Annotated in this window: 16 protein-coding genes; 4 read left to right on the plus strand and 12 right to left on the minus strand. The window is 46.6% G+C overall.

The genetic code is table 11. The features are described from left to right. The first annotated feature begins 75 nt into the window (after positions 1 to 75). Positions 76 to 813 carry a glycosyltransferase family 2 protein gene (locus FHS57_RS24240; protein ID WP_122932564.1) on the plus strand — a complete coding sequence of 246 codons (738 nt, stop codon included), beginning with the start codon at positions 76 to 78 and terminating at the stop codon, positions 811 to 813. A gap of 141 nt (positions 814 to 954) precedes the next feature. Here FHS57_RS24240 and FHS57_RS24245 read toward each other — a convergent pair whose 3' ends face one another. The 5 genes from FHS57_RS24245 to FHS57_RS24265 form a co-directional block, all read right to left on the minus strand. Beyond that, positions 955 to 2,757, minus strand: coding sequence for a hypothetical protein (locus tag FHS57_RS24245; RefSeq protein WP_183978229.1), 1,803 nt, complete (start codon positions 2,755 to 2,757; stop codon positions 955 to 957). Between the two features lie 115 nt (positions 2,758 to 2,872). Next, positions 2,873 to 4,339, minus strand: coding sequence for a TonB-dependent receptor (locus FHS57_RS24250; RefSeq protein ID WP_183978231.1), 1,467 nt, complete (start codon positions 4,337 to 4,339; stop codon positions 2,873 to 2,875). Positions 4,340 to 4,477: 138 nt separating this feature from the next. Further along, a complete protein-coding gene (locus FHS57_RS24255) occupies positions 4,478 to 4,696 on the minus strand; it encodes a hypothetical protein (RefSeq protein WP_183978233.1) in 219 nt (72 codons plus the stop codon). A 49-nt stretch (positions 4,697 to 4,745) separates the two neighbouring features. Continuing rightward, entirely contained in the window at positions 4,746 to 5,195 is a 450-nt protein-coding gene (locus FHS57_RS24260; protein ID WP_183978235.1) for a hypothetical protein, read from the minus strand. 38 nt (positions 5,196 to 5,233) lie between these two features. Then, positions 5,234 to 5,797: an RNA polymerase sigma factor gene (locus FHS57_RS24265; RefSeq protein ID WP_183978237.1), complete on the minus strand. Its 564-nt coding sequence runs from the start codon at positions 5,795 to 5,797 to the stop codon at positions 5,234 to 5,236. A gap of 122 nt (positions 5,798 to 5,919) precedes the next feature. Here FHS57_RS24265 and gatC point away from each other — a divergent pair, with 122 nt between their 5' ends. Then, on the plus strand, positions 5,920 to 6,207 hold the full coding sequence (gene gatC / locus FHS57_RS24270; protein ID WP_183978239.1) for an Asp-tRNA(Asn)/Glu-tRNA(Gln) amidotransferase subunit GatC: 288 nt from the start codon (positions 5,920 to 5,922) through the stop codon (positions 6,205 to 6,207). Between the two features lie 62 nt (positions 6,208 to 6,269). On the opposite strand, the gene FHS57_RS24275 is transcribed toward gatC, so the two are convergent. Beyond that, entirely contained in the window at positions 6,270 to 8,066 is a 1,797-nt protein-coding gene (locus tag FHS57_RS24275; RefSeq protein ID WP_183978241.1) for a hypothetical protein, read from the minus strand. Between the two features lie 218 nt (positions 8,067 to 8,284). Between FHS57_RS24275 and FHS57_RS24280 the strand changes: the two genes are divergently transcribed. After that, positions 8,285 to 9,112: a DUF2911 domain-containing protein gene (locus tag FHS57_RS24280; protein WP_183978243.1), complete on the plus strand. Its 828-nt coding sequence runs from the start codon at positions 8,285 to 8,287 to the stop codon at positions 9,110 to 9,112. Between the two features lie 58 nt (positions 9,113 to 9,170). Here FHS57_RS24280 and FHS57_RS24285 read toward each other — a convergent pair whose 3' ends face one another. The 6 genes from FHS57_RS24285 to atpA form a co-directional block, all read right to left on the minus strand. Further along, a complete protein-coding gene (locus FHS57_RS24285; RefSeq protein ID WP_183978245.1) occupies positions 9,171 to 12,608 on the minus strand; it encodes a 3-keto-alpha-glucoside-1,2-lyase-like domain-containing protein in 3,438 nt (1,145 codons plus the stop codon). 115 nt (positions 12,609 to 12,723) lie between these two features. Next, a complete protein-coding gene (locus tag FHS57_RS24290; RefSeq protein WP_183978247.1) occupies positions 12,724 to 13,995 on the minus strand; it encodes a Gfo/Idh/MocA family oxidoreductase in 1,272 nt (423 codons plus the stop codon). 172 nt (positions 13,996 to 14,167) lie between these two features. Further along, positions 14,168 to 14,995 carry an FkbM family methyltransferase gene (locus FHS57_RS24295; protein ID WP_183978249.1) on the minus strand — a complete coding sequence of 276 codons (828 nt, stop codon included), beginning with the start codon at positions 14,993 to 14,995 and terminating at the stop codon, positions 14,168 to 14,170. A 155-nt stretch (positions 14,996 to 15,150) separates the two neighbouring features. Next, positions 15,151 to 16,041 carry an ATP synthase F1 subunit gamma gene (atpG, locus tag FHS57_RS24300; RefSeq protein ID WP_028523885.1) on the minus strand — a complete coding sequence of 297 codons (891 nt, stop codon included), beginning with the start codon at positions 16,039 to 16,041 and terminating at the stop codon, positions 15,151 to 15,153. Between the two features lie 71 nt (positions 16,042 to 16,112). Continuing rightward, on the minus strand, positions 16,113 to 17,033 hold the full coding sequence (locus FHS57_RS24305; protein ID WP_183978251.1) for a class I SAM-dependent methyltransferase: 921 nt from the start codon (positions 17,031 to 17,033) through the stop codon (positions 16,113 to 16,115). A gap of 27 nt (positions 17,034 to 17,060) precedes the next feature. Next, a complete protein-coding gene (atpA, locus tag FHS57_RS24310; RefSeq protein ID WP_183978253.1) occupies positions 17,061 to 18,638 on the minus strand; it encodes a F0F1 ATP synthase subunit alpha in 1,578 nt (525 codons plus the stop codon). Between the two features lie 305 nt (positions 18,639 to 18,943). Here atpA and FHS57_RS24315 point away from each other — a divergent pair, with 305 nt between their 5' ends. Next, a complete protein-coding gene (locus tag FHS57_RS24315; protein ID WP_183978255.1) occupies positions 18,944 to 19,756 on the plus strand; it encodes a DUF5672 family protein in 813 nt (270 codons plus the stop codon). The last annotated feature ends 8 nt before the right edge of the window (positions 19,757 to 19,764 follow it).

Raw genomic sequence — 19,764 nt, forward strand, 5'->3', positions numbered from 1 at the left:
GTCATTCTCTCAAAATCATTCATAAAACGCCCGCGCCCAGACAATTGTCGTAGCGAAAGCGGGCCTGCCACATAGATGAAATTAAGCGTTGTCATACCCGCCTATAACGAACAAGATTCTTTGCCACAAACATTAGGCACGTTATACCAAACGTTGTCGAAGTACGACATCCCGCACGAGATTTGGGTGACCAACGACAACTCAAAAGATAAAACATTACAGGTTTTACAAGAGCTGTCGAAAGAAATTCCGACCTTAGTTTACGAAACCAACCCTGGGCCGAATGGTTTTGGGTACGCCGTTCGCTATGGCCTTGAGCGTTTTTCGGGCGACTGTGTGGCGGTTTTTATGGCCGACTTATCGGACGACCCTGAAGACTTGGTGAAGTTTTACAAAAAGATGGTCGAAGGAAACTACGATGCAGTGTTTGGGTCGCGTTGGGGAAAAGGCGGCAATGTGTATGATTATCCGACGATCAAAAAAGTAATCAACCGTTTGGCCAATTTTATCATTCGGATGGTGATGGGCATTAAATACAACGATACCACCAATGCCTTCAAACTCTACAAACGCGAAACCATGGAAGGGCTCAAGCCTTTTCTTTCTCCTCACTTTAACTTAACGGTAGAATTGCCGCTCAAAGCAATTGTGCGAGGATATAGCTACGCTGTGGTTCCCAACAGCTGGACTAATCGTAAATACGGCGAATCGAAACTCAAGATCAAAGAAATGGGAAGCCGTTATTTCTTTATTTTGATGTACTGCTTTATCGAAAAAACGTTCTCTCGCGGTGATTATCGCAAGAAAAATTAACGTGCCGAGGGTTGCTCACAACCCGACCTTTGTCACTTTCCTTCCCGAAAGTTTTGAACTTTCGGGAAGGTCTAAAAACCCGAACGTCTGGTTGTGAGCAACCAGACGCACATTCCGTGAGCAATCAGACGTACATCCCTCTTAATTCGTATCGACAGTCACGGTGGCAGAAGGGCCGTTAATTACGCCCGTTCCGCAGGTGTTGTTGAGCGATACTACTTTGTATTCGGTGGTAGTACGAGGGTTGACCGTAATTTGGTAGGGATTGATGAAGGTACCGTTTACGGTAGTTCCGTCAGACAACACAAACGACCAAGGCGGCAAACCATTTTTGAACGCTACTCGAATCCGAGCCGCTCCCCCAGGCCGAATTACTCCCCCGCCCGTAACGGCCGTCGAAGCCGCGTTTTGCATCATCACGTTGATATTGGTAGGAACCCCCTCGGTAAATGGAAACGTACCAATGACGCGTAATTGATGCGTAGTGAGGGTGTCTTTGAGAAACGGTGGGGAAATCTTGGCACGAAGTGCACTTAATCCTCCTACCGTAGGAAGGTTTACCCACTTACCGCTCGTATCGGCAATTTGTACAATGAATTTATTGGCATTCTCAAAACGCCCCGTCGTCGTGAAAGGCACGGTAATTTCTGTGCCCGAGCAAATGATTTTATCCGAAAGGTTACCCGTGGAGATGGTCGCAGGTGGAATTTTCACTTTGACCACGGCTGTCCCCGAAAATGTTCCTACGCCGCAATAGCCTCCCGCCGACGTAATTTTATAAGTCGTTGGGTCGTTAGGACTTACTTTTAATGTGTAGGGCGTCACCCGAATGTCGTTTTGGTACGTGCCGTCCGATAGCAAGACAAACCAAGGACCACCACCCCCAAAATTAACGGTAAGGTTGGTAGAGCCTCCTTCGGGGATTTCGAGCGAGTCGCGGCGAAGGGTTGCTGTGGCTGGAGCCGAAACGTTGACATCGACGGTATCACTGGAAATCGTTGGAAAAGTAGAAACGACCCGAAGTTTATAATTGCCCGCCTTCAACGAAAAAGGCGTTTTGGCCATGATGGGGCTTTCGGTGGCGAGTTCGGAAATGTTGGTAAAATTTTGTCCTGTGGTATCGCTAAGTTGGACGACGAAGCCGTTGCCAATGTTGTATTTCCCCGTCGCGTTAAAATTTATTTGAAAGGGCGTTCCTGTACAAATACGAAATCCTGCTTTGGGCACGGCTTTGAGGGCAATGACGGGCAAGGTATCTTGGCTTACTTGTACGACCAATTCGCCCGAGCTAGTACCACTTCCGCAGGCATTGAGGATGGACGTAACTTTGTACGAACTGGTTTCTTTGGGGCTTACTTGGGTCACGTAGGGGTTGACCAAGGTATTGGTGACAACGGTGCCGTCCGAAATGGTGAATGACCAAGGAGCGGCTCCCGTGAGAGATACGCGGTAAGTGGCGGCTTGGCCTGGGCCAATTTTAGCGATGCTTCCGCCGTCGTTGGTTTCTATTTTAGCTTGGGGCAAAGGCAAGACCATCAGGCGCGTAGGTGTACTGACCACGCTAGGATGCGTCGAAATCACGCGAACAGCGACCAAACCCGCGCGATTTTGGGGAAGGACAATGCGGGCAGGCCCGTGTCGAAGGGAGTCAGAAATGGTACTAAACCGTCCTGATACGTCCGAAATCTGAACCAAAAAGCGATTTTTTTCTTCAAATTTGCCATCGAAGTCGAACGGGACAAAGATGGTGCTGCCAGGGCAAACCGAAACGTGCGATAAGTCGTAGATACGGACGGCGGCGGTGATGACTACAGCGGCGGTGTCGGCGCGGTAGGTAGTGTCTCGTTGAAGGCCCACAGGGCTGGGAGCCGTTTGCTGTGCGTACGAACTCAACCCTATCCCTGCGCAAATGACTAAAAGACAACTAACAATGATTCTGTGCATAATGAACAATTTATGCACAAAATTAGGTGTTAAGGCGTTCTTTTTACCAGTAAATGCCGAAAAATACTTAAAATACGTTTCTTAACTGTATGAAAATACCACTATTTGGCGATTTTTACAAGTTCCCCACCGCTTGGTGAATATGCGCGGCCATTTTGGGCTCATACACTACGCACGGAAACCCAAACAGACACTTGTTTTTAATCATGTCGGCTACTTCGGTGGGTACGCTCTCTTCCCAGCCAGGCTCGCCTCGCTTGATGAGTTCGAGAACGCGGTCGGTCGAAATCCGTAGGTTTTCTTCGTTGTAGTCGCGGATGTCCTCGATTTTATCGTTGCACACCAAATAGTGGAAAAGCGGCTGCAAATTGGTGGACAACTCGAAGTTTTGGCAGTTGTAAAGCTTCCCGTTTTTAAACGTAGGATACACAAACAGCTTCACGTTGCGACTAAACAAGGTCGAAAACGACTCCAAAATGCCGCCTGGGAGGTTTTGGTAATAACTTTCTTCAAAAATGTACTCCAAATTAGGAACTCCCAACACCAACCCAATTTTGAGGCGGGTGGTTTTAGCCAAAAACGCCACCAAACGGTGGTACTCGTGGTAGTTGGAAATCATTACCGTTTGACCAATCGAACTCAGCACGTCCACGCGGTCGAGGAAATCCTTCTCGTTGATGTCTTTTTCGAGGCCACGGAGGTTTTGGAGCGTCAGCTCGGCTACCATCATCACTTTTTTCTCGTCCACGTCGGGTTCAGCCTTAAACTGTTTGAGGCCATTGCGAAGCATGTCGATGTGGACGTTGGTGATGGGACGAAGCCGCCCGCGCAGTAGCAAAATATGTTTTTTGTAGAGGGCTTCCGACGGCTGCAATACTTGCCCGTCGGGGCCAAACATGGCTACTTCGGTAAAGCCGTGTTTGACCAAATACAAACTTAAAAGTCGGTTGTCAACGTGGTTAAAATCAGGGCCTTGAATCCGAATCATGTCGATATGGACACGGTCGGGGCCGAGGTCGTCCATCAACGACATCAATAACGTTTCGGGCGATTTGTAGTAATTAAAACAAGCATAAATCAAATTCACCCCAATCACCCCCAGGGCTTGTTGCTGCAAAATGCTGTCGTTGTCGAGCATTTTGATGTGAATCACCACGTCGTTATATGGGGCACGGGGCGTGAGTTGAAAACGCAGCCCGAGCCAGCCGTGGCCTTCGTTGCTTTTTTGGTAATTGAGGGCAACGACGGTGTTGGCAAATGCAAAAAACAAACTATCGGCGCCGCGCTTTTCGGCCAAACGCTGTTCGACGAGGTCATACTCGTGCTGAATCATTTTCATCAAGCGCGATTCTACCACGTAGCGACCGCTAGGTTCGGGACCGTAAATTTCGTCGCTAAACTTCATGTCGTAGGCCGACATGGTTTTGGCGATGGTTCCTGAAGCACCTCCTGCCTTAAAAAAGTGAGCGGCAGTGTCTTGCCCCGCCCCGATTTCGGCAAAAGAGCCATAAATGCGGCGGTCTAAGTTGATGCGAAGGGCTTTTTGTTTGGTGCCGATGTGTTTATCGTACTTGATGCTCATGGGAAAGACGTTTGTTGATACCCAGTTTTGTAATCTTTTCAAGGTTTTTTAAGACAATAGCTTGAAAAGAAAAGCGACTACTTGGTCTTGACAAAAATACAATAAACTCCCATATCAGCACGCTTGCTCGTGGACAAACTACTCTTTTTCTGACATAAAATATGCTACGATGGTATAGGCAACGCCTACTAAAATCACCCTGAAAAACCAGTTTATGATTGTTTCCATGGTCGAATGTGAATGTTCATTGACCTCAATCAACGCGTGGACAGCGTAAATGGCTACAAGGATAAACAATGCCCAACCAACGGGGGAGGTGGGCTTAAAAAAAATACCTTTTCGAACAAACCAGTGCATAAAAGTGGTGATTGTATAGTATATGGATGAAAAAATGAGTCTGAAAACATCAATGGAAATGCTGGAGAAGCGCGTGGAATCCGATGAAGAGGGCAGCTCCAAATCCCACAAAAATCAAGAAAAGATTCCAGAAACGTACTTTGAGTGTGATGATAAGCTCACGGCGTTCGGCATCGTAAAGCACGTTGAGGAGCGAGAGCAGGTTCATCCCCGCTGCTACCATTGGAAAAAGTACAAAGACTAAAGGAGAAAACCAGCCGCCGTGCGAGCGGTCAAAGGTTTCGAGGGTGCTGAATAGCATGTCCAATACGCGAATGCTACCGCCCGAGATGAGCTGCATGACAACGCAGGCCAGCAACAAACATGGAAGTGCCACCAGCCACCAGCCCATGGCCGCCGATTTGCGGGTGTTGAGGATGGGTAATTTTAAATACGCTTGATGTTCGGTCATCACCTGAGGTTTTTTTAGGTTTTGTAATTTTTTTTCGAATTCGTCCATTGGTTCCATGGCCAACTTGAGTTAAAGTGGTTGGGTAATTAGCCGCATTTTTGCCGTAAATAGTCGATGCCCCGCGACAACAGCGACTTGATGGTGCCTTCGGGTTTGTCTAAAATAAGACTGATTTCAGCAATGCTTTTTTCTTCAAAATACTTGAGCGCAATCACCTCTTGGTACTTGATGTCAAGGGTTTTGAGGTGACGTTGTACGTCGGCAAATGCTTCATAGTCGGCCATTTGGCGCTCGGTTTCGTTCTTTTCGCGTTCAAAAACGGTGAGCAGTTCGCGGTCAGAAAGCATGTCGTCCGACAACTGTCCAAACAAATCGGGGCGGTATTTTTGGTTACGAAAAAAGAGCTTGATTTCGTTGGTGGCAATTTTGTACAACCAAGCCGAAATGTGGTGTCCTTCAAAACGGTATTTTTTTAGGTTTAAAAACGCCTTTAAAAACGTTTCGGCGGCCACGTCGCGGGCAATGTCATAATCTCCTACCCGACGAAAAGCGTATCCAAAAATTTTGGAATAATACGCATCATAGAGATGCCCAAATGCCTGCGCATCGAGGGGTTGAGAGACGTTTATGGGGTCAGCGACGGTTTTCAAACTCAATAACAATTTGAATCCATAATGCAAGAGAAGAAAAAAGGTTGCAGTTTTCCACCAAAATAATTTCTGATTCCTTCAAATTGTGGATAAAGTGATAATTTTGTGGAAAAATTGAGAGAATGCAAATAGATAAAGATACGCTTCACAAGATTGCGCATTTGGCGCGTTTGGAAGTGAAACCCGAAGAAGAAGCTCCGTTGTTGAAAAGCCTAGAAAGCGTGTTGTCGTGGATGGAGCAGTTGGATGAATTGGATACGACAGATGTAGCACCTCTGACGCATATATCGGCCGAAATCAACGTGATGCGCGAAGATGTGGTCGGAAATCACTTGCCTAGAGAACAAGCGTTGGTCAATGCGCCTTCGCAAGACGGAACGTACTTCCGCGTGCCTAAGGTGATTGAATAAAAAACGGAACCTCCCGAAAGTTTTAAACTTTCGGGAGGTTTGAACTTTCGGGAAGTTGTATATTACACGGGCAAAACAATTTGCTGCACGGCTTCTTCAAACTGCGCCAACTCCGCCCGCATTTCATTTAAGTAGCTTTCGGCCTCGTTTTTGAGGTGAGGAATCAGCCGCTGATAATACGAAATCCCCTCCAAAAGATTGGCCTTGAACAACTGTAGCGACCGAAGTTTTTTGGCCGTAAGCTGTTCGGTATTTTTCTTCAAATCTTTCTCAAAATAGTCGATATACATCCGCAGTTCGTTCACAAACAAATTGGAACGCTTCACCGAATTGAGCAAATTAGTGCGTCCGTAAATGTGGTCCACCATTTGTTTGAACGAAAATATGCCCGAAAAATACGCCAAGTTAGGGCCTGGGCATACCGATACTGCCTTTAAGTTGTGAGCGGGAGCAAGGCCGTCTTTCAACAAAGCCGAAGCACCTAGCCCTTCACATAAACAATCTTTTTCGACTACTGTCGCAAGTTGTGTTTCGTAGTCGGTGGTAGGTAGCCCTTGTTCTTGCAATTGCTTGATTTTTAGGTGCTGATACTGGCGAGAGGCGGCACAAATGGGGATTTCGGTAAACTCGGTATTGGATACCAAAAATTTCTTGTAGCAGGGACTTCCAGGGCGGTTTTTGGCAATGCGTTTTTCAATTTGCAGGTGCGCGGAGCTTTTACGAAAATTGTTGAACGGAATCCCAAGCGGCGACGCGTGGCTCAAGTAATAATCGTCGGGCTTGGCCGTGGCAAGTTGATGAAGCGTGACCTCATCGACACTGGTTGCTTCAGGAACCAATAAAAACGGACTCCCCCAGCCAGTGGCGTCGGCTTGGTAGTAGTCGAGCAAAAATTGGTTTTCGTTGGCCGTGCCAATGCCTCCTTGTACCGTAATCCTAAGGTGAGGAACGGTCGCGAAGGTAGGCACTCCTTTAGCTAAGAGTGCTTGGTTGCAAAGTGTCCAAAGCTCAGTGGCAAGGGCTTCGCGGTTGTTTTTGAATTCCTCCATGATGGGGCCTAACAATAAGCCGTCGGTAGCGAACGCGTGCCCGCCGCAGTTGAGACCCGATTCAATCCGAAATTCGGAAACCCATAAACCTTTTTTTGCCAATATTTTTCCTTGTGTAAGCGCTGAACGGTAGTCGCTTACTTTTAGGATAATTTTTTTCTTCAACCGCCCCGTTTCGTCGGGCAAAAAGTCGGGGAAGGTGTCGATGTAGGCGTACAAACGCGGGTTATAACCTGCCGAAAACACCACTGACGATTCCAATTCGCTAGTCGCAAATCCGCGTAAGCTCGACAACGCATCCGAAAATTCTTTTGGAAGCATTTCGCCGTCTTTGGTGTAGGTATTACGATCGACTTTGGACATAATATTGACGTCGATAGCCCCTACTCTTACTTCGCTCCGAAGTTGTTCTTGAAGCTCTACTTTGGCAGGGCCGTCTTCGAGCGTTGTCATTTTTTGGTAAATAAACTTGACGGGTGAGTCGTCAGGAAGGAGTTCAAAGTACTTCACGAGGTCGTTTCCAAGGGAAAAAGGAAGGTTTCGCAACGTTTCGATTTGTTGTTTGACGATACGATTGACCAAGTTGAGGTACGACGCAATCCGACGCGCGCGGTAGTCTTCTTCGTGGGGAGCGATGGGGGCAAAAGAATCGTTTACCCACGGACTGTATAATTCGCGGAGGCGTTCCATGAGTTCGTCTTCGATGATTGAAATCACGGACGAAATCCCGTAACGAGCGACTTTAATGGGTGTTTCCATTGTAAACCCCAGCCCCATGACAGGAATATGAAAGGTGTGTTGTTTGGCCATGTGAAAGCAGTTGTTAGTAAAATCAAATACATAGATAGGCAAGCATACCTCTTCAAAAGTCGCGATATTCTGCGGGGGAAAAGATGACGTAGGTCAGGAAAAGTAGGATTAAAAACGTAGGCAGGTGAATTTTTTAGCCTCCGAATGAGTTTGTAGAATAGCTAATAGCCTATCGAATGTATTAGTTTATTTCCCAAAACAAAATCCTAAAAATTCAAATGAAAAAAGTCGCTGTACTTCTTTTGTCCCTCATTTCGTTGGGGTCAATGGCGCAAGGAATCAAGACGCCTGCTCCTAGTCCAACCCAAACCCTCAAGCAAGATTTTGCTCTTTCTTCTATCGAAATCAACTACTCACGCCCTGCTGCGAAAGGCCGTAAAGTATTTGGTGACTTAGTGCCTTTCGGAAAAATCTGGAGAACAGGTGCCAATGGCGCTACAAAAATTACGTTTGGCGAAGATGTAAAAGTAGGTGGAATGCCCGTAAAAGCAGGTTCGTATGCTATCTATTCAGTGCCTAATGCCAACGAATGGGAAATCATCATCAACAAAGGCGCAAACAACTCGGGTTTGACAGGTTACAAAACGGAAGACGATGTAGCTCGTTTTAAAGTGAAGCCTATGCAATTGCCAATGAACATTGAATCGTTCACAATTTTGTTGGGCAACTTAACGGCTTCATCAGCAAGCGTACAAATTTTGTGGGAAAATACGGCGGTAGAATTCCCTGTTGTAGCCGACATCGACAGCAAAATCATGGCGCAAATCAACTCGGCCATGACCGTAGATAGCCGTCCCTATTTCCAAGCGGCTAGTTATTATTTCGACAACGGAAAAGACAATAGCAAAGCGTTGGAGTGGGCAAATAAAGCGGTAGAAGCGCAGCCTACGGCGTTTTGGGTAATGCACTTGAAAGCTAAAATCCAAGCAAAAGCAGGTGACAAAGCAGGTGCAAAAGCAACTGCGATGAAGTCGATTGAATTGGCCAAAGAAGCTAAAAATGACGACTACGTAGTGCTTAATCAAAAATTGATTGCTACACTTTAGTCTTTAAATGAGTTAGTTGGAGATGATTACACCTCCAACTAACTCTCATATTCTCCTTCTATTTTTTCTTCCGTTTTTTCTTATCAGTCGGAGCAGGTTCTGGGGCGGGTTGTTCAACGGGCGGAACCACCGTCAAATCTTTTACGCGAATGTTGCGGAAACGAACCACATCGCCGTGACCCAAAAAGCCGATGTATCCCGAAGTACGGTTCACCCCTGGGTGTTCGCGGTGGTCGGCAGTTCCATTTTTAGAAGCTTCGGCTAGGTCGCCGTCCAAAATGACCGTTCCGTTGAGGGTTACTTTTATTTTTGATCCTTTTACTACTACTTCTTGGTAGTTCCATTGTCCAAGCGGTTTGTGGAATCCTCGTTTGGCAGGAATAATTCCGTAAGCCGAGCCGTGGTACTGGTAAGGCTGCAACGACTTATAAATCTCCGCGTCGTTGTCCAAAATCTGTAATTCAGTCATGCCTACATAAGCCGCATCACCTTGGAGTGGAGCGCGTATTCCTAGGCCGTTGTTGGCGCCAGGTGTTAGTTGGAACTCAAAACGGAACTCAAAATCGCTGTATTCGTCTTTGGTATAAAGATTGCCTTTTCCACCACGATTAGGATAAATCACCATATCGCCGTTTTCGATGATGTAGTCGGTGGTGTTTCCTTGCCAGTCAAACATGTTGGTGCCATCAAACAGTACCTTGAAACCATCTTTTTTCTCTTGTTCACTCAATACAAATGGCTCAGGACTAGGCAATTCTTTAACATAAATGTCGCGGTAGGCTACCAACGTTCCATGGGCTTGAAGTTCAAGCTGCTCGCTGGCAAAAATGGGAAGTTTTCTATCCCAATAATTTTCCAAAATCACGTTGTCCACCACTAACTCACCGTTCAAATACACCGTCACGCGGTCGCCTTTCATGATAATACGGAAGGTGTTCCAGTCACCAATCGCATTGTCGGCTACTTTGAGTGGCTTGCTTGGGTTCTTTTGGTTGTTGTACAATCCTCCCGAACCAACTTGCGCACCCACCTCTACGCGTGAGGTATCCCAGACTTGCACTTGAGGAGAGCCGCGCAAATAAATACCTGCGTCTCCTTTGGGTTCGATTTTCCAGTCCACAAACATCTCAAAATCGCGGTATTTTTTCACCGTGCAGAGGTTATCGCCGTGGCCCGTGAAAACCAAATCACCCTCTTTGACGACCCAGCCTTTGCGCATGTTTTCGTCGGCTTTGAGTTGTTTGGCGGCGAGTGTATCGGGGTGCATTTTGGCGCGGGCAATTGGGTTGGCGACCAATCCTTTCCAGCCTGTCAGGTCTTTGCCATTAAACAATGAAACAAAGTCATCTCCCGCAGGAAGCTCGGCCAAATGTTTGCGCACTGCTTCTTTCTGCGCATCGCTAGAGGCAAAGTTGAGGGCTTTGTTAAGGTAAGAACGAACGGTCGTACCGTTGAAGTCTTTGTTGGATAGCGCGGCATTGATGACCACTTGGGCGGCTGTTTGTTGGAGAGAAGCATCGTCTAAGTAAGGGCCTGCCAGCAAGAGTGCATTGAACGTACGGTTGCGCACCAATTCTTTTAAAACACTTTCTTTTTGTGCCGATGTTTTGGCGATGGACAAGGCTTCGCGCAGTGAAAGTACACGCTGTGTCGGGTTTTGTTTCGATGCCGTTACCGCGCGGATAATTCCTGCCACGGCTTGCTCGGTGACAGAGGCGTCGGTCGCGCTTTTTCCAATGTTGTGCAACTCAGGAATGGCACTTACATCCGACCAATTGGCCAGCGCAGAAAGTGCTGCTTGTTGGGCTGAACTTGAACCATTGGCAAAAGAAGAACTCACAAATTGCAACGCTTTACGGGTACCAATGTTGGCCAAAACGCGCAAGTAAGCAGGCTTTTTCTCTGCACTTACGTTGTTGATTTGACCCAATAAAAGTTGGGTTTGTTGATTGGCGTTTCCTGTACCTTTGAGGGCAGCGGTGATGGCTTCTTGGGTGGCGAGCAGCTCAGTAGGTGCAGAAACCGTGCCTAATAGTTCGTACAAGGTTGGTAAATCCTTCGGCATCGAAACGCGCTTGAGGGCAGAAAAAGCCGCATTTTTAACGCTGGGGTCGTTATTCTTTAATTGTCCTACTACCACGTCAATTTTTGAATCAGCCGCGCGGGCAGCCAAAAACTCAAGCAAAGCCACTTGGGCGTTGGCTGGTTGTGTCGGCAGTGCCGTGGCTACTTGATTGACCACATTGTCTCCTTTGAGCGACAAAAGCGCCGTTTTTACGGCCTTCACTTCGTCGTCTGAGCTTTTTTTCAAGACGTCCAATAAGTTCTTTAAGACGCTTTCTTGGCCAATCTTTGCGGAAGCGCCAATCGCCGCAATTTTAACCATACTTACTTTGCTAGAAAGTTGCTTGAGGAGGGCAGGAAGGGCAGTTTTGGCGTCGGCTTGTCCTAACATCGTAATCACCTCGGCTTGGGCTTCGGGTTTGAAACGTGGCAAAGCGGCTATCCATTGTTGCGTATTGGCGGGAGTAAGGAATTTTTGAGCCAGTTTCAAAGCGGCAATTCGCTCCTCAATGGCAGGACTAGCTACTGCTTTTTGGAGACTTGGGACGCTCAACGCTCCTTGTGCATCGGCCAAAATTTTTAAGGCAGCCGTGCGAGTAGGCGTTTGTTTGTCGGAGATGGCATTCTTTAAGAGCGCAGTAGCGCTTTTAACCGCCAACGCTTTTTGACCATTTTCAACCAAACGTTCTAAATAGACAAGGTACGACGAGGTAGCGTTCGCGACGTCGTACGAATAATTGGCTTTAGCAGCGGCATTCGATAACGTATATACAGAGGTGTTACCCCCAATTTGGGCCAAAGCGTAAAGTGTTACCTTTTGCAAATTGCCCGTAGCACCCGCAGCGATTCGCTCAATGGCAGGGGCGGCGTCGCTAACTTTGGCGTCGCCAAGGGCTTCGATGAGGGAGATTTGTGCCTCACCCGTTGCGGTGGAAAGCGCTTGGTTCAAGGCTTTTGTTGCTTGAGCGGTTCCAATTTTACCAAGAGCGCGTGCGGCAGGGCCACTCAATTGTGCGTCTGTCAAGTAGTTGGCCAACGTGCCTACGACCTCGTCTTTACCCACTTGTTGAAGTTGAAAAATCAAAAAGGCTTGGTTGTTTTTATCGCTCACGCGGGGCAGTGCTTCGGCGTAGGCTTCGGCCGCCATTTTCCGCCATTCGTCCTTGCCAGCTTGGGTAACGTAATACGTAAATCCACCCACTGCATATTGTACTTTGGCGTGTTCTGCCTTATCGGGTGATGAGAGTTGGGAAGCCAACGCCGTGATTCCAGTTTTGCCAAGCGCGGCCATGTCATCCATGTTTTTTTGCTGCTGTTTGGCGTTTTGGGATGGAAATTGCCGTAAAAGATTGGTAATTCGGACATCCACCTGCGCCATGGCAGCGGTGGTACTTAGCCAGAGTCCTAAAAGTAAATGTATGGTATATTTCATAGAAAGTCGAAGTTTTAATTTTGCAATTTGAAAATGAGTAAATTTGAAAATGAAGTCCTAAATTGTCTCAGTAATCATTCTTCAAATTTTCAAATTACCACATTATCTAATTAATTTACATAGTCCAAGGGCCGCGCATGGGTTGGTCGATGAGGCGGTTGGCACCTTCGTCGTCCACAAAAAGCTGCTTAACGGGGTCAAATTTGAGCGAGCGACCCAAACGCAATGCCGTTAATCCCATGTTGACAATCGTGCAAGAACGGTGGCCATTTTCTTCGTTGAGCGCAAATTTTTGACGTTTTCTTACCGCTTCGGCAAAGTCCGTTACTTGAGGTTCGGGGTCGGGGAAAGCGGCTAGTTTTTTCTCCAAATCAGGAATATCTGACCTGAAATTGGGGTAAAGCTTGCCTTTTGGTCCTTCGATGTACGGAACATTTTCGTCTTTTCCTTCGCCGTCGAGGATGATTTTACAGCCGTCGGCGTAGGTGTATTCGATACGGCGCCAAGTACCTACGGCGTCCGTATGTTGCTGTGGCGCATCAATTTCCACGCTGATGGGGCTGGTATCGTCTTTGCCTAGGAAATACTGGATAGGGTCTAAGTAATGCTGCCCCATGTCGCCCAAACCGCCGCCGTCGTAGTCCCAGTAACCACGGAAGGTATTATGGACGCGGTGGGTGTTGTAGGGTTTGTATTGCGCAGGGCCGAGCCACATGTCGTAGTCGAGGTCGGCGGGAACGGGTTCGGGCGTTAGGTCGGTTTTACCTACCCAGTAAAACTTCCAATCGAAGCCCGTGTGGCGGCTTACGGTGACCTTGAGTGGCCAACCCAATAGTCCACTTTCTACCAATTTTTTGATGGGTCGAACGGTAGAGTTCATGCCATAAAAGTTGGACTCGAACCGAAACCAAGTATTGAGGCGGAAAATCCGACCGTGTTGCTGTACGGCTTCTACCAAACGTTTCCCTTCGCCGATGGTTCGGGTCATGGGTTTTTCGCACCATACGTCTTTGCCTGCGCGGGCGGCGTCGGCGGCAATGATACCGTGCCAGTGGGGGGGAGTAGCCACGTGAACAATGTCCACTTCGGGCAATTGAATCAGTTCTCGGTAATCCCCAAAGGTTTTTACGCCAGAGGCATTGGTGCCCAGTTCATCGAGGGCTAGTTTGATGTGTCGTTTGTCCACATCGCACACGGCCACTACCCTCGTTCCTGCGTATGGAATGTGGCCGCGGCCCATGCCGCCTACGCCGACGATTCCTTTGGTAAGTTGGTCGCTAGGAGCGAGATAGCCTTTGCCCAGCACATGCCGAGGCACAATAGAAAACGTGGCTAAGGTAGCCAGCGAACCTTTGAGAAATTTTCTCCGAGAAGTCTGTGAGGTCATAGCAGATAGTCAATTAGGTGCTTATGTCAGTAAGGCAACAGTGACTATACATTACTCATTTTTTTTAAAATAAGGCCAAGGGTTATTGAAGAAAAATAGAAAAGGGGGAGGGGCGAATTACAAAATATACAAGCACAGCCTGTCTTCGAGAAGACAGGCTGTGTCCATTTGCTTACTTAGGCGTAGCGTAAATATTAATGGTTTTTTTCCATTTTGTAATTTCTTCCTTGGTGTTGATTGGAATGACCTCAGCCGTTGTTTCAAACGCTTCAACGTAATAAATTTCGTATCCGTGTTGGGCAATCGTGGTAAAAAGCTCCATTTTTTCGGCATCGGTATTTTTACCAAAGCTCTCAGCGATAATCACGGGTTTATACTGGGCAATCAAATCCGCAATCGACTTGAGAATTTCTTTGTCATAGCCTTCGGTATCTACCTTAATAAACGACAACTTAGGCAACGATTCGGCATAATTTTTTTCTAAAAATTGCTTCATTGGCACCCCTTTGATTTTTTCGGGATGGACAAATTTACCATGACGACTCTCTTTGGTGGGCGAAATCCCTCCGTTGACAAACGAAGCTTCGGAAGAAATAAAATAAAACTCTTCTTCTTGCACCGAAATAGCAAACGGCAAAGGATGAATCGTTGCTTTATCCCGATTGAGCAAAGCATTTTCCTGTAGAATTTTAAAGACGTACGGATTTGGGTCAAACCCTAAAACAAGACCTTTCGGGCCAGCAGCCAAGCCCATCGGAACGGTGGTATCTCCAATATTGGCACCAATATCAATGGCCAAATCCCCCTCTTTGATAAACTGACGGAAAAAATCTACCGTTTCTTGTTTCAGCCCAAGTGGTGTCACAAAAGGGTTTGTCCATTCGGCAAAGTCAACTTTACCTTCCTTTTCTAAATAGTAGGGATGAATGTGTGACGGGTACTCTTTGGTAAAACGCCGAGCAATTTTTCGCCGAAACGAATTTTTTAAATACGTGAGCATGTAGAGTGTAATGGTTTTAATACAGTAGTTGAATTCGGAGATAAGCTACAGGTTTTTCTTGATATAAACTAATAATACTTTTTATTTTAATTATTAGGTAACAAAAAAGCCTGTCTCCTCGAAGACAGGCTTTCAAATATAAAAATCGTTGGGGATTAGCCTTGCGATAAGGCTTCGGCACCACCCACGATTTCGAGGATTTCTTTGGTAATGGCCGCTTGGCGTGAGCGGTTGTATTCCAAACGCAACGCTTTCAAAAGCTCTTGGGCGTTGTCGGTGGCTTTGTCCATCGCCGTCATACGCGCACCGTGTTCCGAAGCGTTTGATTCGAGTACGGCACGGTACAATTGAATTTTGAGCGTTTTAGGAATCAAATCTTGCACGATTTGCTCTTCTGATGGCTCAAATACGTAGTTAGCACCCGAAGCGGATACATTTTGTGATGCTGTTTCGTCAGCGACGATAGGCAAAAACTGCTCGGTACGGATGATTTGGGTTGCAACGTTTTTAAATTCGTTGAAAACCACTTCTACCGCGTCGTATTTTCCAGCTTCAAAGTCGGCCATGATGCTTTCAGCGGCTTCTTTTACGACGCCAAAGCTCAAACGAGTATATACATCCATGTAGGTTGTATTTACGTTGAAGCCCCTGCGCTGAAATGCCTCACCTCCTTTTTTTCCCAACGCCAAAATTTCTACGTTGCCTTTGGCAGCTTGCGTAGCGTATTTTTCGTTGATGAGAAGGTTGGCGGCTTTAGCGATATTGGAATTGAACGCCCCACAAAGGCCACGATCAGAAGTAACAGTGACAATCAACACTTTTTCTACCGAACGGACCTGCTTAAATGGGCTTTCTGCGGCGGTTTCAGCTCCTGCTGATACCGTTGCAAGCATTTCACTCAACTTCTTGGCGTAAGGGCGCATCTGAATGATGGCGTCTTGCGCACGGCGAAGTTTAGCGGCGGCCACCATTTTCATGGCCTTCGTAATTTGTTGCGTCGAGTTAACCGACGTGATTCTACTGCGAACTTCCTTCAGTGAAGCCATTGTGTGTTACCGTTAACTGTTATTTGTTAATAGTTTCCGTACAGGATAAAACTATTTAAACTTACTGCTTTTTACTTGGTTTTTCTCAGCCATATACTCGACCCTCGTCCACGCGTGGCGTAGGTTGGCATGTGCTGAGCTAACCACTCTGAATGAAACGTTTGAAGAAAATCGTTGTAAAACAACACTTCAAACTGGTTTTGGTACATCAAAAATGCCCGCATCATGTAGGCTTCGTTCCAGCCAAAACGCCCGTTTCCGTCGATTACCCACGCTTTGGGGTACTCAAAAGGATAGAATACGTCGTGAACGTGAACGATAACCCCAGGTTGGAGGCGAGGGAATATCTCGAACAAGAAATAGTTGACGTCGCTTCCTGTTTTTGAGACGTGGGTCGAATCAATAAACAAGATGTCGTTTTCGCCTAATTGCTCAAAATACGTCACAGGAATATCCTGCAATGTTTTTTCAAATATGGTTGTCTGTTGGCGGTCGGCGGGAGTCAACAACGAATACAAACGATCAGGATAAGGCTCAATAAACGTGAACTTTACGCTTTGGTTCAAAAACCGTTCGTTGGTATCCAACATCACAGCCGACGAAAACCCAGACCCTGCTTCAATAATGTGCTTGGGCTTAAAGTGCCGCATCATGCAATGCAGCGTGGTGGCGTCGGCGTGAATAAAATATTTGTTGACAAAATAATACCGAAAGCCTTCTTGAGGATTGTCCGTAAACGGAACACTCCCAAAGTAAGACGAGGCAAACGTCTGCATCAAGGCGACTTGCGCTTCTTCGCGAAGATCAATACCTGGCAACGTCCGTGGTGGAGGGGTGGGGTAAATCTGTTCTTCACGTTTACGTATTTCGTCCACCGATACAATCGGGCTATAAAAGTGCCCTGCGGGTACCCGTGTGCGATATTTTCCGATAAATCGGGCTACGTCCCCAATGAGGGGCGTAGCCTTTACGATTTCTTTGATGCGAGACATTCGATATGAACCTGCTAATGCAGTAAATTAAGCGTATTTAGGAGCGAGTTCGCGACCTAGTTTCTTGATAGTATCTGTTACTGAATCGTCCAATTTACCAGCAGCCAATGCTTTCAACACTTCTGGATGCGAAGCTTTCAATTGGTGGATAAATTCGGTTTCAAATTCTTTTACTTTTGAAACGTTTACTTTATCCAATACTCCGTTGATAGAAGCATAGATAATCGCTACTTGGTCGCCCACACTTACTGGTGAGAACTGACCTTGTTTCAAGATTTCTTGGTTGCGGCGACCACGGTCGATGGTCAATTTAGTAGAAGCATCAAGGTCTGAACCAAACTTGGCAAACGCTTCCAATTCACGGAACTGCGCTTGGTCAAGTTTAAGCGTACCTGCTACTTTCTTCATTGACTTGATTTGTGCGTTACCACCCACGCGAGATACTGAGATACCTACGTTGATGGCTGGACGGATACCTGCGTTGAAGAGGTTTGATTCCAAGAAAATCTGACCATCAGTGATCGAGATTACGTTGGTTGGAATATACGCCGATACGTCACCCGCTTGTGTTTCAATGATTGGAAGGGCGGTCAATGAACCACCACCTTTTACTTTGTCTTTCAACGAAGGTGGCAAGTCGTTCATGTTTCTCGCAATTTCGTCTGACGTGTTGATTTTCGCGGCACGTTCTAGCAAACGGCTGTGAAGATAGAATACGTCTCCTGGATAAGCTTCGCGGCCTGGTGGGCGACGGAGCAAAAGAGATACCTCGCGGTAAGCAACGGCTTGTTTTGACAAGTCATCGTAAACTACCAAAGCAGGACGGCCAGTGTCGCGGAAATATTCCCCGATGGCAGCACCCGTAAATGGTGCAAAGAACTGCATTGGTGATGGATCTGCTGCTGACGCCGAAACGATCACAGTGTAGTCCATTGCTCCATAACGACGGAGGGTAGCTTCTACTTGCTTCACGGTAGAGGCTTTCTGACCGCAAGCTACGTAGATACAATATACTGGCTCACCTTTGTCGTAGAATTCTTTTTGGTTGATGATGGTATCGATACAAACGGCTGTTTTACCCGTTTGACGGTCACCAATCACCAATTCGCGTTGGCCACGTCCGATAGGAATCATGGCGTCGATTGATTTGATACCTGTTTGAAGAGGCTCAGTTACAGGCTGACGATAGATAACCCCTGGTGCTTTACGCTCAAGTGGCATTTCGTACGTTTCGCCTTGGATAGGTCCCATACCGTCGATAGGTTCCGCAAGCGTGTTTACTACACGTCCGATGATTCCTTCACCTACTTTTACAGAGGCGATTTCGCCAGTACGTTTTACGGTATCACCTTCTTTAATTTCGGACGATTCGCCGAGCAATACCGCTCCGACGTTGTCTTCTTCGAGGTTGAGGGCAAGGGCTTTGAGGCCATTTGCAAACACGAGAAGCTCTCCTGCTTGTACTTTGGTAAGGCCATAGATACGGGCTACACCGTCACCTATTTGGAGCACCGTACCTACTTCTTCGAGTTGGGCGTCGGTTTTGGCTCCTGCCAATTGTTCCCGAAGTATCGCCGAAACCTCATCCGGTCTTACAGCTACCATATTATGATATAAAGTTTATAGTGATTCATAAATTTGCCGCAAAATTAACGATAAATTTTCTTTGATAACAGACGAGCGTATAAAAAATGTACAATTTTTTGCTAAACAGCAGGTAGATGCTCTTGTGAGACCAAACAGCCTATTTTTGAGGCCAAAATTACAAAGCATAACTACCGAGAGAATAAACCCCCATCGGGGGCTGATTTGAAAGGGTATCGGTAAAATTTTATTTTGGATGCACTTTTTCTTGTACCTTTGAGGGTCTTTTGTTACCCCAAAAAAATCAGCACCAACCCAGAGGTGGTATGAACCCAGTCGTCGTCGTTATTCCTGTATATAAATCTAATTTTACTGCATACGAACGGATTGCTTTTGTTCAATGCCTGAAAGTTTTAGGAAAATACTCCATTCAAATTGTTAAACCTCAATCACTCGACCTTCAATTTTTGACAGAAGTTCGGCCTCAATTGCATTTTGAGTCTTTTGATGATAGCTATTTTAAAAGTGTTCAGACGTACAACCGATTGATGCTTTCGACGGAGTTTTATGAGCGTTTCGCTAGGTATGAGTACATGTTGATTTACCAATTGGATGCGTTTGTGTTTCGGGATGAGTTGCTGGAATGGTGCCAGAAAGGATACGATTACATTGGAGCACCTTGGCGTCTTGAACGCGATTTTTCATCGGTAACGGACAAGCTGATTTTTCGTCTCAAGAAACAATTGGCGATTTGGTTTGATTTGCGCGACAAAAACCGGAACAATCAACCGTTGGATGTTATTCTTAAAATGACCGTAGGCAACGGTGGTTTTTCGCTTCGTAAGGTTCAGAAAATGCTTGATATTGTGCGTTCACAACGCCCTATGATTGAGCGCTATTTGGCAGGAAAAGGTTCTTTTTACAACGAAGACGTCTTTTTTTGCATCGAAATGAACCGATACTTCCAGCGGGTACGGGTACCGCATTGGCGCGAAGCATTGCGGTTTGCTGTGGAAGATAAACCGTCCAAATCGTTTGAGCTCAACGGCCAACAGCTTCCGTTTGGATGCCACGCTTGGGATATTCATGAGTTAGAGTTTTGGAAAGAGAAATTTAGCCAACTGGGTTACACTTTGTAAATAAAGAA

This window comes from Runella defluvii (genome assembly GCF_014195535.1).
GTDB lineage: Bacteria > Bacteroidota > Bacteroidia > Cytophagales > Spirosomataceae > Runella > Runella defluvii.